Genomic DNA, 20,568 nt, shown 5'->3' with positions numbered 1-20,568 from the left:
AATCCTCCGGACCTTAAAGCGCGGGGAGCAACAGAAGTTCCAAGCCAAGGGTTCCCAAAGGATTGCAAACGTTGGGGAATGCGGGGATTGGCGAGGATACATAGCCTAGAAAGTGGCGAATCCTTGTTCTGGCTAATGGAACGCAGTCCTAATCCGTGGACCGGCTCATGATGGATAAGAGAGGATCTTGATGACGGTCTCAAATTTCCTTATGTTGGAGATGCCGCTTCAACGGCTACGACAGTAGACGGTCGGACATGATAGGTGCTCGGACATGGGTGCGATACCCATCGCCTCCACCATGAGTGCATCACACGGTGCATTGATGATGGGGGCGAAATAGGTTCGACGGGCGCTGACGAGTTCTTCTTGCTGTTCGGCATGGTTCCACCGTTATCGGGCCTTACGCATAGTTGCCAACGACAACCATGCTGCTGGGTACGCCGTCGCCGCGTGAGCGGTGCCGGTCCGGCATTAAGTCCTGACGGGTAGCACCGTCGGGCGGGGCTTCGGGACTGCGCCTGGCAACAGAAGCACCCCACTTTCGTTTCGCATGTTGTGCCTTTCATATCCTGCCACGACGGTCTGGGGATGGAGAAGATCGACATGCCCCTGTCCCGTCCCGCGCATAAGCCCGCCACTCAGCTCGACCTGCAGTCCCTGCGCGAGCAGCTGCTCGCTGCCGGCGTGAGCAGCGATTTCGACCTCTCGAAGTTCGAAAGGGTCCTCAACTCTTTGGTCGCCGAGGCGATGGGGCCGAGCATCGTCAATATCGCTCGCGGAGCGGCTTCCGATCGCATGCGGGTCGGCGGCACGAGCGTTCGTCGCGTCGATATGGGGCATCCCTTCAGCATCGCGCTCGCCATTGAGCATGACGGCTCGCCGAACGGCTATCTGGCTGTCGTGGACGTGCGTCCGCCCCTCGACACCTCCGCATCGCATCTGGCCGAGCTCGATCGTCGCGCCAACTTCGTCACGCTACCCGAGGGCGAACGAGAGCGCCGCGCGCGCCGCCTGATCGCAGAGATGAACATCGAAGAGGGGCTGATCGAGGAATACAAGCGATCGGGCTTCCCGTCCGACATGACCGGCGCCGAAGAGGCTGCCGAGGTCGAAGAGGTCTTCTTCTATTCCTACGGCCGGCGTCCGGCCTATGAAGCGCCTGCGGAAGGTTGGGAGATGGACCGCTTCCTGCGCCACGCTGCGGCATTGCGTGGCCGCCTCGATCCGAGCCTGGCTGACATCGTCAAGGCGCACGTCCACGGCGCTCACGTCGCCTCGGCGATCACATCCGCCCGCCCTTCCTACGAGAGCAACGGCGCCTGGTCCTATACAGACGCCACAGTCGGGAGCCCGAAGGAATTCGCGGACATCGTCTCACTGCTGCGCCCCATCATGGCTGCAACCACGGAAGATACGAAGATCGTCGAGCGCTCGCTGGAAATCGGCAGGCGCACCTACATCAACTACTGTGCTGACCCGACCCAGTCTCTCATCTGCCAGGTCGCGATGGTGACGGCGGCGAGCGAGGGTGGAATGCCGGGTACGGCCGCTCGCGCATTCTTGGACCAGCTGGAGTTCACCGCACACGCGTCGGGGCTCACAGAGCGCCTCGGCGCACTGACGTCGATCATCGACTTCGCCCGGGACAACGCCTCGGGCCGGGATCCCTTCGAGATTGAAGAGCTGGACAAAACTGTCAGCGTCTCGATCCGTCGCGAATGGGCCCTGGTGACGCTGCACTGTCAGAACGGTCAGTACCAGGTCATGGCCTCAACACGCGAGGGAACGATCACTTCGATCTCGATCGCGCGTTTTGGACGCGATCCCAATGGTCACCTCGTGAGCTACGGCGATCCGGGTGCGCCCTCGCGTCTCCGTGCGAGCGAGTTCCATCGCGACTACGCCAACAACCTGGATGTGTGCGCGCCGCGCAGCGAACGCGAGGTAGCCGGGAAGCTTCTGGTCGGCCTGACGGGCTTCCCGCATTTTCTGGGCACATGGACCATCGAGGGCGGCGAGCTCAAGCTCTCAGAACCGTTTCTGAACGACGCGCGCGCCGTCACGGACCTCAACAACATCGATGTGTTGATCGCGAGCGCGGCCACTCTCCTCGAGGAGCGCACCCGACTGGCGCCGGCGGCCTGATCAATTTCGGTTCAAGCCCATCGCCCCGCTCTGCAGCTTGCGCTTCCAGAGGGATTCCTTGGTCAGAATGTCCTCTGGAAGCGAATTGTCGCCGGCGACTTCCAGGATGGAAACGCGATAGTCGCTCGGATCGCGGCTCTTGAGCCCGACATTGCCGCCATGCCCGTCGCGGTAGGTAAGCCAACGGCCATAGAAGCCATCAGCGCCGGTGGCCGAGCCCACATATTGCTCCTTGGTGCGCGGACATGTGAGCAGGTAGACGCCTTTCACAGCCGCGAGCGCAGTCGACCAGGTCGCCGGCAATCGCTCGATCGATGACAGGTCGGCTATGAACTCCGTGAAGCCTGGGAATTCGGGCTCCCTGAATGATCGCCAGATCTCGGTTACGGCCTTTTCCTGAAAATCGGCGCGCTGGATCCAAGCTCGCCCACCAAGGCCCCACTCGATCACCAGCCGGCCTTGCAGGTCTTCGAAGCGCAGATCCAGTTCGAGCGCATAGATGTCTCGCGTCCCGGCGGCATCAGTGCCAGGGGCGTGGGGCCAGGGAATGTCGACCTCGTTGATCCCGCTGTACTGGCAGCTGTAGAGCCCGGCGAACAACGTCTCGCCGGTGGAGGTCACGACGAAAGAGGCCCAGAACGAAGCCTGCAGCTTGGCGCGGTTCGAGAAGGTCTGGACGCGCTGGTATTCTTCGAACGCCGGCCGGTTGTCCCGCCAAAGCTCATAGGGGCTTCGTCCCTTGGCTGAGCGGTTGTCCTGGTGGCGAAGGAGTCGGACTGACGAAGGCTCTATGCCAGCGTCCTGCAGAAGCATGTTGAATCGGAAAGGCATCGCGTCCCCCGGGCGGAGGATGCGATCGTACGCGCGTCAGAGTTTCATTTCGAGCGCACCGAGCTCGATTTCCCCGAGATACCGCTCCACGCGGGACAGAGCCCGAAGCTTGTCGTCCTGGAACCAGGCCCCGCCGAGATCATGCCTTTGCTGGTCGGCGGTGATCTGCAGCAGCGCGTCGCGCAGCTTCTCGGACAGCTCGCTCAGATCGGCCGATTGATCGGTGCGCAGCTTGTGCTCAAGCGCGTGCGTGCTGTCTCGCAGGTCCGCGAAGGCGGAGAAGTAGGGGACGTCGAGCAGCGGAATTCGATCGGCCATGGTGCGCACGGTTTCACGGGCTGCCGCGAGGAGGAGATCTGGTTCGAAACGGCGCCGGACCGCCTCCGGGATCAGGATCTCGATCTGCTCGGGTTCCTGGAGGTGCTTCGCGCGCCCGATCCGATCGCCATAGATCTCCTTGATGAACCCGAGCTCGTCCAGGCGGAACGATTGGTGCGGAGGCCGACGCTCGGAGCCTTCGATCAGTCGGATGCTCGGATAGTCCCTCTCGATGTCGGCCGCGAGGAACGGCTCGTCGACGACGCTCCACTGCAGGCCGTCGATGAACATCATCTCGGAGGCTGCGAGGCGGACCTTCCGCTCGATCTCTTCCCGGTCGGTTTCGTGGATCTCCTGGATATCAAGTTCGCGTTCGATCTGGCGGTCGGAGTGCCTTGAAGTGGGGTTGAGATCGTGACCCGTCCCGCCGAGTGAGTCGATGAACGTCTTCAGGGAAACGGGTTTTTCCCGGACCAGCTCCTTCGTCCAAAGCTTGCCGTCGCGCCAGCGGTAGGTCTGCTCGACCGGACGCGCCCACTTGTCCTTGGTCCGGATCGCGACGGGAGCGTCATGATCGGCCACCTCTGCGATCGAGACCGGGATTTCAGCTCGAAAGCACTCTTTCGAAGTCGATCGCTTCCGCTTGTAGCGAACGGTCGCCTCATAGGTGAAGGGAACTGAAAGGATCGGCATGTGACATCCGCGGCGTTGGTTGTCCTCGAAGATAGGTCGAGCCGACGCAAGGCAGGAGCGCCCGTCCACGGGCAAGTCGGTCCCGCGGATTGACCCGTCCGGCACCCGCCGGGACACTGCGAACCAATCTCGATTTCAGGAATATCGTTGTGAGCATTTCTCTGTTCCAGGCCATCAATCACCTGATCCAGGTGTCGCGCGGCACCGTCGCCCCCGTGAGCGCGCCGCGCATCGTCTATTTTGCCCACATGCAGTTCATGGGTCAGACCGAAGGCGGTCTTCTCGTCGACGATCGCTTTTTCGCCATGGCCGGCGGCCCGGGTTCGCAGGCGCTGCAGGCGGAACTGAACAAGCGTGGCGCCCTTCCGCTGCGCCAGCCGCTGCCGGCGCAGGCCTATCCGCAGTTCAAGCTGCGATCCGAGCTCAGCGCCATCGAGGATGCTTGGGCCAAGCTCGGGTCCCTGTCGGAAGCCCATATCGCCAACTCAGTTCGCGGCGAGAAGACAGCCTGGGCGAGGACCTATGATCGCAATCGCGTCGTCGCGATCTCTGATCGAGCGATCTTCGAGGAATTCCTCTGGCTGCACGACGCCTAGGCCGGAGCCATCTCCGGCGGCAGGAACCCGAGCTCGATCGCGTCGCGCATAAGCGATCGCAGGTGCATGCGGTCGAACACCTCTCCCATCAGCGATGACTTCGGACGCTCCTCGGTCGAGGTCATTTCCGGCAGACGCGAGGCAAACCAGCGAGCGACCAACACGCGGCAGATCTGCTCGAATTCGTCCTCGTCAGTCTCATCGCCGGCGTCGGGGATCGTCAGACCAGCAAGGCGCGCCCGCAGGTAGAGGTGCCTCCGGCGCCGGTTCACATCGGGCGCGTCATCTGCGCGTTGACGCGTTCCACCCATTTGCAGCAGGGATAGCTCCGTCGCGCTGAGCGGAGCGCGCCACGCTCCGATCTCGTAGATCGGCTTGAAGGCCGTCCTGAAGGACCCGCAACGCAGGCATTTTGCACCGCCATTGGTGTAGCCGCGGCGCCCCCAGCGATGAGGCCGGCAAGCGTCCTCCTTCGCGAAGCGAGCGAACGCATCAGCCTCTGCCTCTTCGATCGACTTGCCTTCGCCGCGGATGAAGCCGCCGCCGGCGGGCATGGCCTCGAAGAACGCTGTCGAGTAGGAGCCGCCCTCATCGTCCGCTCGCAGAACCACGCCTCGCCCGCCCCACTGGACATAGGTGTCCGACGGCCAGTCCTTCAGCGGCTGCCAGGCATCCTGCCTGTGGTTGCGTGCGATGATCGGCATTCAGGCGAAGCCGGGTGCAGAAATTCTGGTCGCGGCGTTCAAGCCGAGATGTGCGAGCGCCATCGCATATTGCTCCTCCGGGTTGGCACCGAAGACGATCTCGGGCTCCCCGGGGCAGACGAGCCAGTCGCCCTCGAAGATCTCCTTCGTCACCGCGCCAGGCGACCAGGCACGGCTACCGATCGCGAAGAGGACGCGTCGCGGCCCGCTGCGGCGGCCGATCGCGCGCAAGAGATCAGGGGTGCGCGTCAGCGAGATCATCTCGCTGATCTTCTGGGTCTGATCAGGGAGGAAGACGTCGCTCGAATGCAGGATGAAACCGCGGCGGCCGTCATTGTCACCGCCATGGAGGACCGGAATGCGCTTGGTCTCATCGGGGAGGATGAGGCTCTCTTCAGGGGTGATGACCTCCTGCTGCACGAGAACCTGGCTGAAGTCGAGCTCGGGGACGGGATTGTCCAGCCGAAGGCCGAACGCCGTGTGATCGGCATCGGCATGCTCGCAAACGTAGACGATGTGCCGGGAGGCGCCGCCCGGAGGTGACACCAGCAGATGGCCGGCCAGGTTTGTGATCACAGGAATACGACCGCGGGGCATCGGGCTTTCAAGAATCTATCGGGGGATCGTCAGTGGGCGATGATTGCAGCTTTCAGGATACCGCGCCACCGTGGATTGAAGCCGATTTCCTTGCGCGGCTCGTCCGATTCCATCAAGCGGTGACGGGAAAATGCTGAAGCGACTGCCGAAGCCTGCTGTGAAGCGGCTGCCCCTGAACACCAAGGGGAAGGACGTGATTGTCGGCGATATCCACGGCATGTTCGATCTCGTCCTGCGCGCCATGGAGAAGATGAACTTCGATCAATCCTGCGACCGATTGATCTCAGTCGGCGACATGATCGACCGCGGCCCGGGTTCGCATCGGACGGCGAAATTCCTGTCTTGCTCTTTCGTCGAGGCAGTCCTCGGCAACCATGAAGGCATGCTCCTGGAGGCCTATCAAAACGGCGATGCCCACCCCGGCGTGTTGGAGTTTCTCCATAGCCGGAACGGCTTCTCGTGGTGGCGGGATACTCCCGACGAACTTCGCTCGGACATTCTCGATGCACTCTGGAAGCTGCCTCTGGCACTGGAGATCGAGACCGACCGCGGCATGGTTGGCGTGGTGCACGCTGACGTTCCGCGTGGCATGAGATGGCAGGCCTTCACCGCTGCGCTCGAAGCCGGAGACGCAGGCGTTGCGGAGGTCGCGCTTTGGGGCCGCGACCGCATTCACAGGCTCGATGAGACCGGTGTCCAGGGCATCGGCCGCGTTTATGTGGGACACACACCTCTGCGGCGCGTCGCCAAGCTTGGAAACGTCGTCGCGCTCGATTCCGGCGCCGTCTTCGGCCTGGGCCGGGAAGAAGGCGCGCTGACAGCGCTGGCCATCGCGACCGGGACAATGGAAATCAAAACCGTCTCGACCATGATGCGTCCCGACGACTTCGTTTTTGCAGGACCGGTCGGCGATACGCCTGACGCGGCCTTCTCGTTTGAATCGGTAGGCATGCGACATGGCTGACAGGCTTTTCATAGGCGACGTGCACGGGCACGCGGATGAGCTCGAAGCGTTGCTGGCAGAGAGCGGCTTTCAGCTCACCGGCGGCGCGTGGCGCCATCCGTCGATGACGGCGGTGTTCTGCGGCGATTATATCGACCGCGGACCGCGTCAGCTCGACGTCGTCGGCATCGTTCGCAGGATGGTGGATGCCGGAAGCGCCGAGGCGATCCAGGGCAATCACGAATTCAACGCGGTGGCATGGGCAACCGAGGTGCCGGACGCGCCTGGCCGGCATTTCAGAACGCGCGGAACGAAGAACCGCGCGCAGCATGCCGCTTTCCTCGACGCGGTTGGCAACGACAGCGATCTGCACAAGGAGATCGTCTCATGGTTTCGTTCGCTGCCGCTCTGGGTCGAATTCGACGGCGCTGTGGCGATCCACGCCTGCTGGCACCGTGATCTGCAGGCCGAGCTGGCGGGGCTGATCGACGCGAACCATGTGCTGACCGAGGAAGGATGGCTCCAGGCGCTCACGAAGGGCACCAGGGCCTACGAGATCACCGAGACGCTGCTGAAGGGCCCGGAGGTCGCGCTGCCGCACGGTGTGACCTTCTTCGACAAGGATGGGCACGAGCGGAAGAACACCCGTGTCCGGTGGTGGGATGAAGAAGCCACCACCTTCCGCTTGGCCGCGCTCGTCGACGAAGAGACGGCGTCCTTCCTGCCGGAAGAGGCAATCGGATCGGACTGGCTCGCGGATCTCGGCGAGGAGCGGCTCGTGTTCTTCGGGCACTACTGGATGGCCGGCGAGCCGCGCATTTTGCATCCGCGGCGGACCTGCCTCGACTTCTCCGTGGCAAAGGCCGGGCATCTGGCCGCTTACCGCCATGAGGGCGAGACCGAGCTCGATCCGAATCACCTGGTCTGGGCAGGGAAGCCAGCGCCGGGAATGCGGCCAGCCCGTTGATGCGGGTGCTGTCGATTTTAAGGATTGGGTTTCCGGTCCTTGAAGCCATGCCTGCTATGACGGATGGATGAAGATCCTCATGCTGTCCGCCGCGCTCCTTCTCACTCCGATCGTCGCTCAGGCGCAGACCGCTGTCATGCCGAGCCCGGGCGCCCTCAAGCTGGGCGTGGGTGTCGGAGGCGGCGTTCTCGCGTACAAGGCCGCCAAGGCGTGCCTCGATCACAAGATCAGCTGCGCGGTTGCGATCGGCGGTGGCGCCGCGCTGGTCCACAAATTCAACAAAGATGCAGGGCTGCCGCCACCGGGTGATTGCGGGCCGGAGCAGTATCGTCGGTTAAACGCGGAGGTGAACCAGGCCTGTAAAAGTCCACCGACCACGCGTTGCATTCGTACCAATACGCGGGCAGCTTTGTTGGATAAGGCCGACAGTTTCATTGCCTGCGCAATCGCGAGATCGAGGCGGGAAACGACGTGCTTTAGGGGTGGTGACGCGAACCACAAAAAGCAGATCGAGCAGAACAACAACGCTTATCGGAACTGCATCGAGATGGCCGGTCAATGATGGATCATCAGGATATTCTGCGTGTGGTCCGGGAGGCGTTTCCGAATTCGGGGTCTGGAGGAGAGGACCCAACTCCAATCGGGGATCTCTATGGCGTATTTTTCGCTAGCGAACTGTTGCATCCGATCAATTCGTGGGAAGACATCACGCTGGAGGACATGCAGGAAGGCCATTTTGGTGCGCTCCTCGGTCTAATGAGTGGCCCGACCTTCGTTGCATGGCTCCCCGCATGGCTGGTTCACGTCGGAGCGTACGGGCTGGAGGTTCCTCGCGCACTTATCAGCTTCGCGGGCTCATTTTCTCCAGAGGTTTCCGCGGAGACGGGCAAGCTCGACCGATTGAGAGACCGGGTAACATGGCTCGATCCGGCTCAGCGCAGGGCCGTTGCGCTAATCGGGCGCAGCATCGCTGGGCGCGAAGACGTAATCCGATATTGCGAGCTTGACGTTGGTGAATCGGTTTCCAGAGCCTGGGGAGAATACGCGCTTCACGGATATCGGAAATGATGGCGGGCAGCAGCGCCTTGGTCGAGCAGGTCGTACAGCACGCCTTCCCGGTTAATCGACCGAGCTAGCCGCGCTAAGGGTGGAGGCCTCGGCGACGATCCGGCGGATCTCGTCCCCATCAAGCGTGTCCTCCTCGCGGAACCGCGCGCAGAGCTCGTCCAGGGCGGGCCTGTTCGCCAGAAGGAGCTCCTTCGCGCGCTCATAGCTGACCCGGATGAGCTCTTCGACCTCTTCGTCGACGCGCCGCTTGCTCTCCTCCGAAAGCGGGCGAGAGGAGCCGACCCGGCTCGCCATGCTCGTGCCCATGCCGTACCTGGCAACCATGTCCCATGCGATCGTTGTCGCGAGATCGCTATCGGAGGTTGCTCCGCTGGTGACCATGTCCGCGCCGAAGAAGATCTCCTCCGCCGCGCGACCAGCGAGCAGGACGACAAGCTCTGACTGGAACTTGGTTCGCGTAACCAGAACGCGGTCCTTGAGAGGCATCGTGGCGATGTGGCCAAGGGATCGGCCGCGCGGCGTCACGGTGCCCTTGTGAATGGGGTCACAAGCCGGGAGAAGCACGTTGGCCAGGGCATGCCCGCTCTCGTGCGCAATGATGGTCTCCAGCTCGGCAGGGTCGATCATCAGCGTGCCGCGCGCCCCGCCGAGGATCTTGTTATCGCGGGCCTGATCGAAGTCGGCCATGGTGACCTGGTGCGCAGAGCGCTTCCCAGCGAGGATCGCCGCCTCATTGACCAGGATGGCGAGATCCGCGCCAGAGAACCCGGGGGTGCCGCGTGCGATCTTGACGAAGTCGATGTCGTCGGCGAGTTCGACGTCGCGGCTGGCGACCTTCAGGATCTCGGTGCGCGCCTTCTGATCCGGTGCTGGCACGACGACGTGCATGTCGAAGCGGCCGGCGCGGATGAGCGCCGGATCCAACACCTCCACGCGGTTTGTCGCACCGATGACGACGATGCCGCTGCCGGAGGCCAGGCCGTCGAGCTGCGTCAGGAGTTCGTTGAGGGTGTTCGCGGAGTCGTTCTCGACCGAAGACGAGCCGGCCGAGCGCTTCTTCCCGAGGCTGTCGATCTCGTCGATGAACAGGATGGCGGGTGCCGCTTTTCGCAGCTTCTTGAACATCGCTCGCACCCGGGCGGCGCCCACGCCAGCGAACATCTCCTGGAACTGAGAGCCCGAGCAAGCCATGAACGCGACGCCCGCTTCGCCGGCGACGGCTTTGGCGAGCAGCGTCTTTCCATTGCCTGGATCGCCGACGAGAAGGACGCCGTTACGAGGCTTGGCGCCGACCGCGTCGAAGCGGGACGGGTCGCGCAGATAGTCGACGATGTCCTTGAGCGCTTCCTTGCCTTCCGCGGCACCGGCGACGTGCTCGAACAGCACACGATCCTTGAGCTCGTGCGGCTTCACGAAATCGGCTACAGCCATCTTGCTTCGCGCGGTGCGCAGCAGCCAGACCACCAGGCCGACCATGAGGAACAGCCCGAGACCCTGGACGACGACGCTGAAGATCGAGAGCGAAAGCCCGAGCGTGGACTGGTCCGCTGCCTGGAACTCCACGTTAACGCCCGCCTTCGCGAGTTCCGTCGCCCAGGTCTGATTGAGAGGCATGGTGGCCGCAGCCCGAGCTCCCTCTTTCGTCTCGACGAGGGCTTCCCGTTCACCGAGCACGATGATCTTCTTCAGGCTCCCGTCCTGGCCAAGGCGCATCACATCGCCGAAAGTCATCTGGCCATTATTCGAGCTACCGGCGAAGGCGATCGGCGAAGGCATCAGAGCCATCAGGAGCGCGGCAATTTTGAGGAAACGAAGGATCATGCGATGGACCGGCGATTCAATTGTTGAATGCACCAAGGATCGCATGCGCGGGCGGATCGTTAAAGATTTAGTAACCTTCTCGCTGGGGATTGCGTTAACGCGTGGCGGGAGCCGGTCGCTCGTCCCCAGGATCGGGGCGTCAGCGCGTTGTGGGTTTCAAGGAACACGCTCACGCTTCGGGGATGCGTAAAGCCCTCCTCGCTTCCGCCCTCCTTATCGCGTCGACGCTGACAGCGGTCGCGGCGCCAACCCAATGTCCCGTTTTCTTCGCTGGCGGCGTCGCCCCCGACGTCGGGCAGGTGATGTCGCAGAAGGTCAGGCCTCTCTGCTTCTCAGCCTTCGCGCTGCTACATTCCGGCGTGACACGATCGGCGCTGTGGTCAGCTGAGCACCTCACCCGCGAAAGTGTGCGCAGCGCCCGCAGCCTCGACCGGCAAAACCTGTTCCATGCCGAAGCGGCTTTGCCAGTGGGCGAGCGCGCCGAGCTTTCGGATTACGTCCGCTCCGGCTTCGACCGCGGCCACTTGGCCCCGTCGGGCAACATGCCGGACGAAATGGCCCAAGCGGAGAGCTTTTCGCTCGCGAACATGATTCCGCAAAACCCTGACAACAATCGAAATCTGTGGGCGTCGATCGAGTCCACAGTACGCGAGTATGCCCTCCGAAGCGGCGAGCTCTATGTCGTCACCGGCCCACTCTATATCGGCAAGGATCTCCAGGTCCTGCGCAACCGTGTCCTGGTGCCGACACATGTCTTCAAGGCGGTCTACGATCCCCGCCGGCAGGCCGCGGCGGCCTACATCACTGCCAACGGCCCGGGCGCCGAGTGGAAAACGGTCTCGATCAAGGAGCTCGAAGGGCTCGCTGGGATCGACGTCTTTCCGGCGCTATCATCCGCAGCGAAGACGAAGCTCGCGAGTCTGCCATCGCCGGCGCCGCGAGCCTCGCGGACGGCTCAGCAGGAAGGCTGGGTCGCACGGACCTTGAGGAGACTGTGGTGAAGCCATTTTCCGATGAAGTTTCGAGCGTCACGCTCGCCGGCCTAACGATCGAGAACGGCGCGACCGAGATCGCCATCTATGGCGATCTGCGGCTCACAGCGGATCGCAAGGGGCTTGAGGCCGCGACCGAGCTCGCGCGCTTCTTCGCCGAGGCGCGAGACAAGCTCGCGTCGCAGCCCAACCTTCCGGAAGCGGTGGAGACCGTCGACGCTTCCGCCGTTTCGACGGTGAAGAATCCATTCGGCTAAAACGTTCGGCTATTCGGCTGCCTTGAGGCCGCCAGCTTTTCTCGCATGAATTTCGCGCATCTCCCGAACGAGCTTTTCGAGTGAGCGTGCATTGGTCGGGTACGAGCCCTGCGGCACGGGAAAGCGCCCCTCCTCGCGGCGCATCTCGTTCATCAGCTCGACGAACGCGCGAGTGCTGTTGACACCGAATTCGGTTGTGAGTTCGGCGCTCCAGGGCGCTTGCCTAAGCCGCTCATAGGGCGGAGCTCGGCGATCGGGAGGTAATTCGGGCGATTGAGAGGTCATGCACTTCTCCTCGGCCCAGAACAGCTGGCGATCGGGCAATGAGGGTGGTTCAGACGCGTCGGTAGACTCTTTCAAGGCTTCGCCTCCTCAAAAGAAAACGCGATTGGAGCGCGCGCTTTATGGTGACGTCGTGGCCGACGTCAAGGTTTTCCCCAGGATCAGCCCGCGACGTTCGCTGCTCCCGATGCGCTGTAATCCGCGACAGCGGATCGTACCCGGGGGCGTAAGACGTTGACGAACGTGTTCGTTCGCTCCCGCAGCCACTCGAAGGCTTTCGCCCGGGTCGCCGGGTCGTCCAAGGAGCCGAAGACCTTGTAGTCAATGATCCGGGGCCGGCCATGATCATCGGTTTCGACGATAGCCGATCCACCAAGTTCCTTGCTCACGGTATCCCAGTCCTCAGCAATGAGGTTGGAGGCGTATTCGCCGGCCGTGTTGCGGGTCGAGGCCAAGAAAACTCCCATCACACCGCGGCGCATATCGCGATAGACGTTGAGCCAGGAGCTCCCGGCCGGCGCCGGCATCGAGAAGGACAGATATCCCAGCTTGAACGGCTTCGGTTTCTGCTGCTCCGGGTCATCGAGCGTCAGGCCGTCCAGAAACTCAGACCAGAAGCGAACATAGGCCTCACCCGCGGCGATGTTCTCGGCGCTGGTCGCCGGCGCTCGCCGCTCGGTCAGCTCACCAGGTTCGACGACGATGTGATCGGCTGGTGCCGCAATGACGTGGCGGGTGATAACCGATGTGCGGGCGAGAACACGCGGAGCCGCGAGCTTTGAGCCGTCAGGAAGCGCGAAGATCGGCATCTCCACCAATCCGAGAGAGAAATGAAGGCCGGCATGTCCGCTGAGGTACTCAGCGATCGTCTCCACCCCCTCCCTGATGCCGTCACCAACGATCAGCAAGAGGAACCGGCCGCGCCGCAGGTTGGCAGTTAGCGCGTCGTTGAATTCGATCTCGTCAACCGCTGGATTGACCCGCCGAACGATCTCAAGGAGGGCGTTGTCGTGGCGCTTGAGGCGTCGATTTACCTCACGATGGAGATCCGCCGAGCTCCATTTGGCCAGTTCCTTCGCATAGTCCAAAATCTGACCGGTGATCTCGCGTCGCGCCTCCGGGTTTCGCCAGAGCTTGCACTCCACGAGCACCGGGAAACCTGATGCTGTCACGAGGAAATTGTCGATCGGACCAGCAGGCGTGTTGAGCTCCGTGCACACGGACACGGCCCCCGCAAACATCGGGTCGATCTCGTTGATCGGGAGTGATCCGGGGAACTGATGGACGAGGGCCTGAATGTCGGCTTCGCTGACGCCGTCGGGGGCGGTGCTGAAGGCGATTTGTCGCAGGGCGGTATGCTCTCCGGTCGGGCGAAGAAGGACCGGGGCGCTGTGTTGGCGAGTCAAGGCAAAGGCTTCCTTGGCGGGTGGTCCCGCGATCAGGTCAGCCTACACGGCGTTGGGGCCCAAGGAAGTCCAGCGCCAGGGCCATGCACCGCTCAATGGTGACATCTTCTAGTGCAGGCGCCTCAGATGGCGCAGACGACGCTTCCAGCGCTGCCCGGCGGGCAGGTCGTCCTTGTCCCGGGGGACGCGCTTCTCCAGAGGCCGAAAGGCTTCAGTGCTCCAAGGGATCACTGAGAGTTCGGCGGGCGGCGGTCCTGAGTGCCGGGCCGCCGCGGGCTCGGCCTTATCCTGATTGCCCCCAGCCGCCAGCTTAGGCTTTCGGCCTCTGGTCTTCGCGGCCCTTAGCTTCTCTTCAAGCGGATCGATAGCAAGCAGGTTTGGCAGAATCCTGGGCGGTTGCGTGATCTGTGGTTCTGCTTCGGTGATCGGGAGCGGCGTTTCACGGTCGCCCGGCGCGGTGTCTGCGATCGAGAGCGATTGTCGGCGCAGATGCGTTCGCGGCGCAGGCGGAAGGACTTTGGCGAAGGAACGTTTGCGTTCGACCACGAAGGTCGGAGATCTGCGCATCGAGGGCTCCGGATCAGGCGGAAGGAACCGTGATTCGATTCGTAGAACGGACAGTGGTTGAAGCGCAATCGATACTTGGTCCTTGGTTCAGCGAGCGCAGAACGGCAAAGGATTGCATGACGGAACGTCATGCGGCTTCTTTGTTGGGGCCCTGGGCGATGGCTGACTGGATCACCCTGACGACCTCCGCCTGGTCGAATGGCTTGCGCACGAGCGGGAATCCGCAGGTCGCGCCGCGGGCCAGAGCTTCGCTGTAACCTGTCATCATGACGACCGCGGCATTCGGCAAGGCGGACTGGATCCGCGGCGCAGCGTCGAGCCCGGACATGCCATCGCCGAGGACGATATCGCTGAGCACAGCATCGAACGCCTTGTCTGTTTCGATGACGTCGAGGGCCTCTTCCGCGCTTTCCACGAGCTTCACCTTGAACCCCGATGCGCGCAGGACCTCGCCTGTTATCGACCCAACCTCAACGTGGTCCTCGATGATGAGGAGGCGGCCGCCTTCGACCTCCTCGTTCGAGACGATCGGAAGAGGCGACGGCACCGGCGGTGCATTGGAACGTGGCATAACAAGCGTGAACGTGCTGCCCTGCCCCATCTCGCTGCGAACATGAATGTCGCCGCCGGACTGGTAGGCGAAGCCATGCACCTGGCTGAGGCCCAAACCCGTCCCCTTGCCTGTGGGCTTCGTGCTGAAGAACGGTTCGAAGATCTTCTCCTGGAAATCCTGGGGAATGCCGGCGCCGGTGTCGGTGACCGATATCGAAACGGAGTTGGGGCTTCGGAACGTGTTCCAGGCGTGAGCCCGGATCGTCAGTATCCCCCCATCGGGCATCGCATCGCTGGCGTTCACTGCGAGGTTGATGAGAGCGACCTCGAACGCATTCGGATCTGCAAGGATGGCCGGCGTGTGCGGATCAATGCTGATCTGGAGGCAGATATCCGGGTTGATCGCTCGCTCGATCATCACGGCAAGATGCGCGATGCGATCCTGAATCCGGAAGCTGATCGGGTCGTGGGAGCTTCGCCGGGCAAAAGCGAGCAAATGCGTGGTGAGCTGTCGGCCGCGCTGCGCCGCGGACGCGATGGTATCCGCGATCATCTGCACCCGCGTGGAATCGCCGCTACGCGATTTCAGGATATCGGCGCCGCCCATCATGATCATCAGGAGGTTGTTGAAGTCGTGGGCCACTCCGCCGGTGACGCGGCCAAGCGCCTCGAGGCGGAGGCCGTCCTCGACCTTGCGTCCGACCTCCTGTCCACGGCGCAACTCGCGCAGGAGCAACATGACAAAGACCCCGGAGATCGCCAGGGCAACGATTCCGGCCGTGACCGCGAGGAAGATCGACCGCCTGACAGGCTCCTGGTAGATCTTGTCGGGGATCGCGACGTGGACAGACCACCTGAGCCCTGGAAGCATCCGGTAGTGGGCGTTCGTGGAGCGCCCGTCCAAGGTCCTTCCCGCGTACACGCCCGCGTCGGCAGTCTGGCGAGCCTTGCGAGCAGGATCCGAGGCAATCGAGCCGGGCTGACTCGCGAAATCGCCCTGATCGCCAGCGCGAGCAACGATACGGTCATTCCCGTCGATGACGAGCGAAATCCATTCCGGCGACAGCCTGCTCGCTTGCAGGAGCGTGACCAGGACGGACGGCTTTAGAGTGGTCGAAATCACACCCTTGATCTTCGAATCCCGCACGATCGGGACGCGCACAGCAAAGACAGGGCCTTCATCCGGGAACTGTGTCACGTTGCCGACCGACGGCTGATGGGTCGCCACCACCAACTCGTGACTGAGGATGTCCTTGGCCTGCTCGCCGATGTGGCTGTCGTCGAGAACGCGAGCGATCCTGACACCTGTCAGGTCATTCAGGGTTATGGCTGTGAAATTGGGCTGGGTGGTGAGAGCGCGCTCCGCGAGGTCGCGAAACTCATAGAGGTCGAGCCCGTTGTCGAAGGCCCTTGAGGCCGCCATCACCTTAAGCACGTTGACCTGCGCGTCGAACTCGCGCTGAAGCGTGTCGGCAAGATTGAACGTCGCTTCGCGCGCGGTCTCCTGCATCTCTTCCTGCTGTTGCCGAAGGATCAGGACGCCCGCGAACGAGGCAAGCAGAACCAACGGCACGCTCGCAGCGAGTGCCAGGAGGGCCATCGTCCTCGGTCGGAACGGGCTGAATCGAACCGACGCGCTGCCGGCCATTCCCCTCACCTGTAAACCCCTTCTGGGTCGAGGCTATTCAATCAGGATCACCCGACAACATCAATCTAGCTCTGACAACACAATACAATGGACCAAATGCTCATTAACCATTCGTCCATGATTGTGTGACTGCATTCTGCTGCGGCAAATAATATGTCGTGCGTGACCTATGGGAATATCGCTTTGTGTCGCGGGGTAGCTAGGTTCAGCTCAATCTGCGCGGCGAGTTTACCCACGACAGAAGTTTGAGCATCGAAAAGATCGCAATGAACCCTATGCAGAAATAAAGAACGCCGGACATAAATGTCCTCAAGGCGGGACCTGGCAGGCCCTCAGTGAGTAGCGCTATGCTTCCAACGAGGGGGGTGATGGCCAGGAAGAGGCCAGCGATGCACGCGACGAGCGCACTGCCAGATCGAAACGTGCCGTCCTGCCTTTGCAACAATGACATTGGCTTGTCCTCCAATCCGGAATGACAACCAGGTTCGTTGAGGGCCAGTTCCATCGGGTATGGTGCCTTGCGTCGTTGCGCGGGAAGGTAGAGGTCTCGCGGAGCGCATGTTTGTGAAGCATCAAATCCCCTTCGAATTCCCGCAGAAGCAGCTCTCCCGGGGCTATCGCGGCCGCTACACGAACTATGCAGTGACCAGCTCGATGGAGATCGAGGTCATGGAGGTCGCCGCCGACGCGGCGCCTGTCGCGTTGCGGATCGCCGCAGACGTCAGCGCCAAAGACTATAGCGTCGATAGCTTGCTCAAGCGCCGGGCGCGGGAAGACGCTGTCGATATCCGCTGGCATGCTGGATCTTTCTGGGTCGACCAGGGACCCGCTGAAAGGCTCGATGCGCCCTTCGAAGCGTGGGGTGAATCGCATCAGGACTCGCCCTTTCGCCGCTTGACCCGCGTCCCCCGCAAAGGGGAGGTCATAGAGGCGCCGCTGCGTTACTTCGATGCAGCCAAGATCAAGGACAAGGTGCAGGCGGAGCGCGACAAGATTGCTGAGGCCGCCAGCCGTCTCATGATCGTCGAAGGTCGTGTTTTCGAGCGCTGCACCGAGCCCGTTGCCATCTTTCAGGCTGGAGCGCACGTCGGCTTCAGCTTCGCGGACGCGGCTCCGGAAGAGGCTGTATCGTCCCGGTTCGGCAAGAACTTCCTCTACCGCAGCGAGGCAGTCGCTCTAAGCGAGGCTCAAGGGATTGACGGTGTCGAGATCCTGATGCCGGAGCTCCTTCAAGCTGACCCAGAATTCGGAGCGACAGTCGCTTCGGTGCGACACCATGCGCAGGAGGTTACGCGTCACGCGCGGCACCTCCCTCTCGATCAGATCCTCGCAATCAAACGCCTGAACGACACGCTCGCCGGCGTCGGCAACCATGCCGTGCCATCTCTGCTCGCTGCGGTCGAGAATTTCGTCGAGATGACGATCGATCCTCAGGAGGCTGCTCGCTTGTTGGCAATCGAGGCCTACACGGCGCTTGCGGTCGAGCACTTCACGCAGAGGCCGGCGACGCCCGCTCAAGAGGCGATTGCTGGTTATCGACAGGCGGCACAATCGCTCGCTGACATCATTCCTCGGCTTAAGGGCGACTTGGCCGCTCTGCTCTACCCGGATCAGGAGCATAGGCCCCGCCATCTCGACGAGGATCGTCGATCGGGGCTAGCGAGAGCATCAACGCCCTCGGAGATCTTCCGAGCTGCCAGGCTCCTGGAGGTCAACCCGGTGACCCTCCTTGAGCAAGCTCGGGCTGGGGACGTCGACGTCATTCTCGTCGAGAGCGGGCTGCCCTACGTGAGGAAGCTCGACAAGCGAGAAAATGGATCGGCCTGGATCAACTCAGGCTCGATCCCCGAGCTCGTTGGAGTGCGGCTCGTGTATGCAGACGCGCAGGAAGAGCCGGTTCACGCGTTTTCCAAGGCTTGTGACCCGGAGATCAAGCAGCGTGCGCTCAATCTTCCCTACCCTTCTCTCGTTGAGCCGCTCACGCCGGCTATGGAGATCCGGTCGTGATCATCCAGATCCCTTTCGCTTATCGCATCGGTGTTCGCCGGCCGCGGGCGCGCAACTTCTCGCCCTTCTGGAATCTCGCCTTCGCTCAGCTCCAGATTGCTGAGATCGAAAGCTCGTCGGTCGAGCTCATGTGCCAGGTGGCGAACACAGACGATCCAACGGTCGGGCATGTGTCGCCGGTGTTTCGGCAGGTCAAAACACCAGAGGGGGAAACTCGGCCGTGTCGGGTATACCTTGTCGACGGACGTCTGTTCGCAGAGACCTGTTCGATCGAGGACCTCACGAATGATGCTCTCTCGATTGGCAATCCCTTCGACGTCTCGCTGTATGGCGAAGGGCTTCACTACTCCCTGCTGAGGTCTGACGAGCTCGACCGCGTCGGCATGGGTAAGGACGTTCCAGATCATCCACTGACGACGGCTGAGCTGCCGGCGTTTACGCGGGGCGAAGTCGCGGCCGTTGAGGACGATCGCGGCGCCGCCCGGCTCAGCCTCCTGCAGCGCCGGGCGAGTGAGCTCAAGGTGCTCGATGGCATGGTCCTCGCCCCCGTGGGTGAGCCCCGCCTTGCTGTTGTGGTGACGGTCCCTACTTCCTGGCCATCAGCTGAGCAGGTCGTCCGATCGGTGCATGTTCGCATCGAGGAAGCACCAGCGCGCGCCAGCGCCTTCCGCTGGGCCACTATCGGTGCTCGCGGTCACACGGACTTCACCGATCGACTCCATTATGCGCTCGACCGTATCCCGCAAGCCCTCGATGCCGCCGAGCGACTTGAGGAATTTGCCCGGGCTGATGGTTTGGCCGAGCGGGCGCCACTGCCCTTCGTTGACCACTTGAGCGCTGATTTCCTCCGCGAGGACGGTTCCTCCCTCACCGTCGTTGCCGGCAAGCAGATCTCGGAGATTCCCGCGGTCCTGGATATGCCTGAGGACGCGATCGCTGCGTGGGTCAAAGTCCGCGACACCGTGCGCGAGTTCCGATCTGGTCCGACGGCGACCGTTGATGCCTTGTGGGCATTCGAGGCTGCGGTGAAGGGGGTCGATGTTCAGAAGATGCCGCTCTGGATCGCGGGAGAGGCCGGGCGGGAGGCAGACCACGCCGTCGCTGTTGGGCGCGCATGGTCGACGGCGGGCGCTGCACCCGACACGCCGTCGGATCGGACGGTCGCCTGGGAGGTAGGGAGTTTCCGTGACCTGCCTCATGGCACAGGTGACGAATTGAAGGAGCTGTTCAGCCCCGGCGAGCACGCCTTGATCCTCGTTCGTCGGAACATGCGGACGTCGGATATGTCGGAGAGAAGCCGTCGAGGCTGGATGGCCATCGTATTCGATGGCGCCGGCGCCGTGCTCGGTGAAACAAAGTGGGGTGACACCATCGGCATCGAGGACGAAATGCGCGCCACGGCGCAGAAGCATTTCGAGGCGAAGATCGCTCGATCGCTGACAAACCAGGCCGCCGACGAACTCGCCGATTTCGGGCTCTAGCGCTACTGCTGAACGAAGCGCGCTGCCGTGGCAACATCAGCCATGGCGAGCTGCACGGTGCCGCGCTCGATCCATCCATCGGCCGGCAGATTGGCGAAAGCCAGAACCTTTGTCGCGTAGCCCTGAGTGCGCGGCCCATGGATGCGCGTGTTCGGGCCGCCATGATAGCGAAGGACGGCCCAGCGTGGTCCAGCTTCGAGGAAGCCTTGCTTGAGGTACGCGACGCCGTAGCGAATGTTCACCTCAGGCCTGAACAGGTCGCGGATCGATCCTCGATGCCCGAGGCTTCTCGCCGTCCGTGGCAGGATCTGCATGACACCCACGGCGCCGGCAGACGAGCGAGCCATCGGATTGAATGAGCTTTCGACCTTGGCGACGGCGAGAGCTAGGTCCTCGGGCAAGCCTTGCTTTCGCGCCTCGCGCGCAACCGCCTCCGCGATCAAGCGTCGCTGCTTTCCGGATGGTCGCAGCTGGGCCGGCGCCCCAGGCTTTATCTCAGCGGATGCTGTCGGAGGGGTGGTCGGGAAAAGTGCACATCCGCCGAGGGCAGAAGAGATGATGGCGGCTAGGGCCACTCGGCCTGCTCCGGACAGGGACGGCATCACGCTCGAACGACTCCACGTTACCTCGATGCAACATTGCAAATCGAATCCATGGCGGGATCAACAAGAATCCTTGACGCTGTCCACC

General features: G+C 62.6%; 21 protein-coding genes and 1 other RNA gene. 11 read left to right on the top strand and 11 right to left on the bottom strand.

Translation table 11 applies throughout. The features are described 5' to 3' along the window. The first annotated feature begins 183 nt into the window (after nucleotides 1-183). Nucleotides 184-543, top strand: a transfer-messenger RNA (tmRNA) gene (gene ssrA / locus ACODTJ_RS19525). 48 nt (nucleotides 544-591) lie between these two features. After that, nucleotides 592-2,148 (top strand): hypothetical protein, encoded by a 1,557-nt coding sequence (locus tag ACODTJ_RS19520; RefSeq protein WP_488849637.1) that lies wholly within the window; start codon nucleotides 592-594, stop codon nucleotides 2,146-2,148. On the opposite strand, the gene ACODTJ_RS19515 is transcribed toward ACODTJ_RS19520, so the two are convergent. Together ACODTJ_RS19515 and ACODTJ_RS19510 are read right to left on the bottom strand one after the other, a co-directional pair. Continuing rightward, nucleotides 2,149-2,748 (bottom strand): GIY-YIG nuclease family protein, encoded by a 600-nt coding sequence (locus ACODTJ_RS19515; RefSeq protein WP_488849636.1) that lies wholly within the window; start codon nucleotides 2,746-2,748, stop codon nucleotides 2,149-2,151. It lies immediately after the preceding gene. Between the two features lie 267 nt (nucleotides 2,749-3,015). Next, nucleotides 3,016-4,107 carry a hypothetical protein gene (locus tag ACODTJ_RS19510; protein WP_488849635.1) on the bottom strand — a complete coding sequence of 364 codons (1,092 nt, stop codon included), beginning with the start codon at nucleotides 4,105-4,107 and terminating at the stop codon, nucleotides 3,016-3,018. 32 nt (nucleotides 4,108-4,139) lie between these two features. On the opposite strand from ACODTJ_RS19510, the gene ACODTJ_RS19505 reads away from it, so the two are divergent. Further along, nucleotides 4,140-4,586: a hypothetical protein gene (locus tag ACODTJ_RS19505; RefSeq protein WP_488849634.1), complete on the top strand. Its 447-nt coding sequence runs from the start codon at nucleotides 4,140-4,142 to the stop codon at nucleotides 4,584-4,586. On the opposite strand, the gene ACODTJ_RS19500 is transcribed toward ACODTJ_RS19505, so the two are convergent. Beyond that, nucleotides 4,583-5,140: a hypothetical protein gene (locus ACODTJ_RS19500; RefSeq protein ID WP_488849633.1), complete on the bottom strand. Its 558-nt coding sequence runs from the start codon at nucleotides 5,138-5,140 to the stop codon at nucleotides 4,583-4,585. The two genes, ACODTJ_RS19505 and ACODTJ_RS19500, sit on opposite strands and share 4 nt — an antisense overlap. Nucleotides 5,141-5,290: 150 nt before the next feature. Continuing rightward, entirely contained in the window at nucleotides 5,291-5,866 is a 576-nt protein-coding gene (locus ACODTJ_RS19495; RefSeq protein ID WP_488849632.1) for a YqgE/AlgH family protein, read from the bottom strand. A gap of 151 nt (nucleotides 5,867-6,017) precedes the next feature. Between ACODTJ_RS19495 and ACODTJ_RS19490 the strand changes: the two genes are divergently transcribed. From ACODTJ_RS19490 to ACODTJ_RS19475, 4 genes are all read left to right on the top strand, one after another. Continuing rightward, nucleotides 6,018-6,851: a metallophosphoesterase gene (locus ACODTJ_RS19490; RefSeq protein ID WP_488849631.1), complete on the top strand. Its 834-nt coding sequence runs from the start codon at nucleotides 6,018-6,020 to the stop codon at nucleotides 6,849-6,851. After that, complete coding sequence (locus ACODTJ_RS19485; protein ID WP_488849630.1) at nucleotides 6,844-7,797, top strand: metallophosphoesterase; 954 nt, start codon at nucleotides 6,844-6,846, stop codon at nucleotides 7,795-7,797. Before ACODTJ_RS19490 ends, ACODTJ_RS19485 begins: the two co-directional genes overlap by 8 nt. Before the next feature lie 67 nt (nucleotides 7,798-7,864). Continuing rightward, complete coding sequence (locus ACODTJ_RS19480) at nucleotides 7,865-8,359, top strand: hypothetical protein (protein WP_488849629.1); 495 nt, start codon at nucleotides 7,865-7,867, stop codon at nucleotides 8,357-8,359. Then, complete coding sequence (locus ACODTJ_RS19475) at nucleotides 8,356-8,865, top strand: hypothetical protein (protein ID WP_488849628.1); 510 nt, start codon at nucleotides 8,356-8,358, stop codon at nucleotides 8,863-8,865. Before ACODTJ_RS19480 ends, ACODTJ_RS19475 begins: the two co-directional genes overlap by 4 nt. Before the next feature lie 51 nt (nucleotides 8,866-8,916). On the opposite strand, the gene ACODTJ_RS19470 is transcribed toward ACODTJ_RS19475, so the two are convergent. Next, complete coding sequence (locus ACODTJ_RS19470; protein ID WP_488849627.1) at nucleotides 8,917-10,641, bottom strand: ATP-dependent metallopeptidase FtsH/Yme1/Tma family protein; 1,725 nt, start codon at nucleotides 10,639-10,641, stop codon at nucleotides 8,917-8,919. A gap of 227 nt (nucleotides 10,642-10,868) precedes the next feature. Here ACODTJ_RS19470 and ACODTJ_RS19465 point away from each other — a divergent pair, with 227 nt between their 5' ends. Beyond that, nucleotides 10,869-11,687, top strand: coding sequence for a DNA/RNA non-specific endonuclease (locus ACODTJ_RS19465; protein WP_488849626.1), 819 nt, complete (start codon nucleotides 10,869-10,871; stop codon nucleotides 11,685-11,687). Continuing rightward, complete coding sequence (locus ACODTJ_RS19460; protein ID WP_488849625.1) at nucleotides 11,684-11,935, top strand: hypothetical protein; 252 nt, start codon at nucleotides 11,684-11,686, stop codon at nucleotides 11,933-11,935. Before ACODTJ_RS19465 ends, ACODTJ_RS19460 begins: the two co-directional genes overlap by 4 nt. 9 nt (nucleotides 11,936-11,944) lie before the next feature. Here the strand turns inward: ACODTJ_RS19460 and ACODTJ_RS19455 are convergent, their stop codons facing one another. From ACODTJ_RS19455 to ACODTJ_RS19435, 5 genes are all read right to left on the bottom strand, one after another. Next, on the bottom strand, nucleotides 11,945-12,295 hold the full coding sequence (locus ACODTJ_RS19455; RefSeq protein ID WP_488849624.1) for a hypothetical protein: 351 nt from the start codon (nucleotides 12,293-12,295) through the stop codon (nucleotides 11,945-11,947). An 83-nt stretch (nucleotides 12,296-12,378) separates the two neighbouring features. Continuing rightward, nucleotides 12,379-13,623, bottom strand: a complete 1,245-nt coding sequence (locus tag ACODTJ_RS19450) for a hypothetical protein (protein WP_488849623.1) — start codon at nucleotides 13,621-13,623, stop codon at nucleotides 12,379-12,381. A 108-nt stretch (nucleotides 13,624-13,731) separates the two neighbouring features. After that, nucleotides 13,732-14,190 (bottom strand): hypothetical protein, encoded by a 459-nt coding sequence (locus ACODTJ_RS19445; RefSeq protein ID WP_488849622.1) that lies wholly within the window; start codon nucleotides 14,188-14,190, stop codon nucleotides 13,732-13,734. A gap of 127 nt (nucleotides 14,191-14,317) precedes the next feature. Then, on the bottom strand, nucleotides 14,318-16,390 hold the full coding sequence (locus ACODTJ_RS19440; RefSeq protein ID WP_488849621.1) for an ATP-binding protein: 2,073 nt from the start codon (nucleotides 16,388-16,390) through the stop codon (nucleotides 14,318-14,320). 205 nt (nucleotides 16,391-16,595) lie between these two features. Then, nucleotides 16,596-16,895 carry a hypothetical protein gene (locus ACODTJ_RS19435; RefSeq protein ID WP_488849620.1) on the bottom strand — a complete coding sequence of 100 codons (300 nt, stop codon included), beginning with the start codon at nucleotides 16,893-16,895 and terminating at the stop codon, nucleotides 16,596-16,598. A 53-nt stretch (nucleotides 16,896-16,948) separates the two neighbouring features. Here ACODTJ_RS19435 and ACODTJ_RS19430 point away from each other — a divergent pair, with 53 nt between their 5' ends. Beyond that, entirely contained in the window at nucleotides 16,949-18,397 is a 1,449-nt protein-coding gene (locus ACODTJ_RS19430) for a hypothetical protein (protein ID WP_488849619.1), read from the top strand. Then, a complete protein-coding gene (locus ACODTJ_RS19425) occupies nucleotides 18,394-19,878 on the top strand; it encodes a hypothetical protein (protein WP_488849618.1) in 1,485 nt (494 codons plus the stop codon). Before ACODTJ_RS19430 ends, ACODTJ_RS19425 begins: the two co-directional genes overlap by 4 nt. 2 nt (nucleotides 19,879-19,880) lie before the next feature. Here ACODTJ_RS19425 and ACODTJ_RS19420 read toward each other — a convergent pair whose 3' ends face one another. Next, nucleotides 19,881-20,453 carry a transglycosylase SLT domain-containing protein gene (locus ACODTJ_RS19420; protein WP_488849617.1) on the bottom strand — a complete coding sequence of 191 codons (573 nt, stop codon included), beginning with the start codon at nucleotides 20,451-20,453 and terminating at the stop codon, nucleotides 19,881-19,883. Between the last annotated feature and the right edge of the window lie 115 nt (nucleotides 20,454-20,568).

This window comes from Allobosea sp. FG18 (assembly GCF_057809495.1).
Note: the sequence above shows the minus strand (reverse complement) of the source record. Positions and strands in the feature narration are given on the sequence as shown.

Coding starts and splice junctions, on each gene's coding strand:
- ACODTJ_RS19520 (WP_488849637.1), top strand. CDS start 592: ATGGAGAAGATCGACATGCCCCTGTCCCGTCCCGCGCATAAGCCCGCC.
- ACODTJ_RS19500 (WP_488849633.1), bottom strand. CDS start 5,140: ATGCCCGCCGGCGGCGGCTTCATCCGCGGCGAAGGCAAGTCGATCGAA.
- ACODTJ_RS19490 (WP_488849631.1), top strand. CDS start 6,018: ATGCTGAAGCGACTGCCGAAGCCTGCTGTGAAGCGGCTGCCCCTGAAC.
- ACODTJ_RS19485 (WP_488849630.1), top strand. CDS start 6,844: ATGGCTGACAGGCTTTTCATAGGCGACGTGCACGGGCACGCGGATGAG.
- ACODTJ_RS19480 (WP_488849629.1), top strand. CDS start 7,865: ATGAAGATCCTCATGCTGTCCGCCGCGCTCCTTCTCACTCCGATCGTC.
- ACODTJ_RS19475 (WP_488849628.1), top strand. CDS start 8,356: ATGATGGATCATCAGGATATTCTGCGTGTGGTCCGGGAGGCGTTTCCG.
- ACODTJ_RS19470 (WP_488849627.1), bottom strand. CDS start 10,641: ATGCCTTCGCCGATCGCCTTCGCCGGTAGCTCGAATAATGGCCAGATG.
- ACODTJ_RS19465 (WP_488849626.1), top strand. CDS start 10,869: ATGCGTAAAGCCCTCCTCGCTTCCGCCCTCCTTATCGCGTCGACGCTG.
- ACODTJ_RS19445 (WP_488849622.1), bottom strand. CDS start 14,190: ATGCGCAGATCTCCGACCTTCGTGGTCGAACGCAAACGTTCCTTCGCC.
- ACODTJ_RS19440 (WP_488849621.1), bottom strand. CDS start 16,390: ATGGCCGGCAGCGCGTCGGTTCGATTCAGCCCGTTCCGACCGAGGACG.
- ACODTJ_RS19435 (WP_488849620.1), bottom strand. CDS start 16,895: ATGGAACTGGCCCTCAACGAACCTGGTTGTCATTCCGGATTGGAGGAC.
- ACODTJ_RS19430 (WP_488849619.1), top strand. CDS start 16,949: ATGTTTGTGAAGCATCAAATCCCCTTCGAATTCCCGCAGAAGCAGCTC.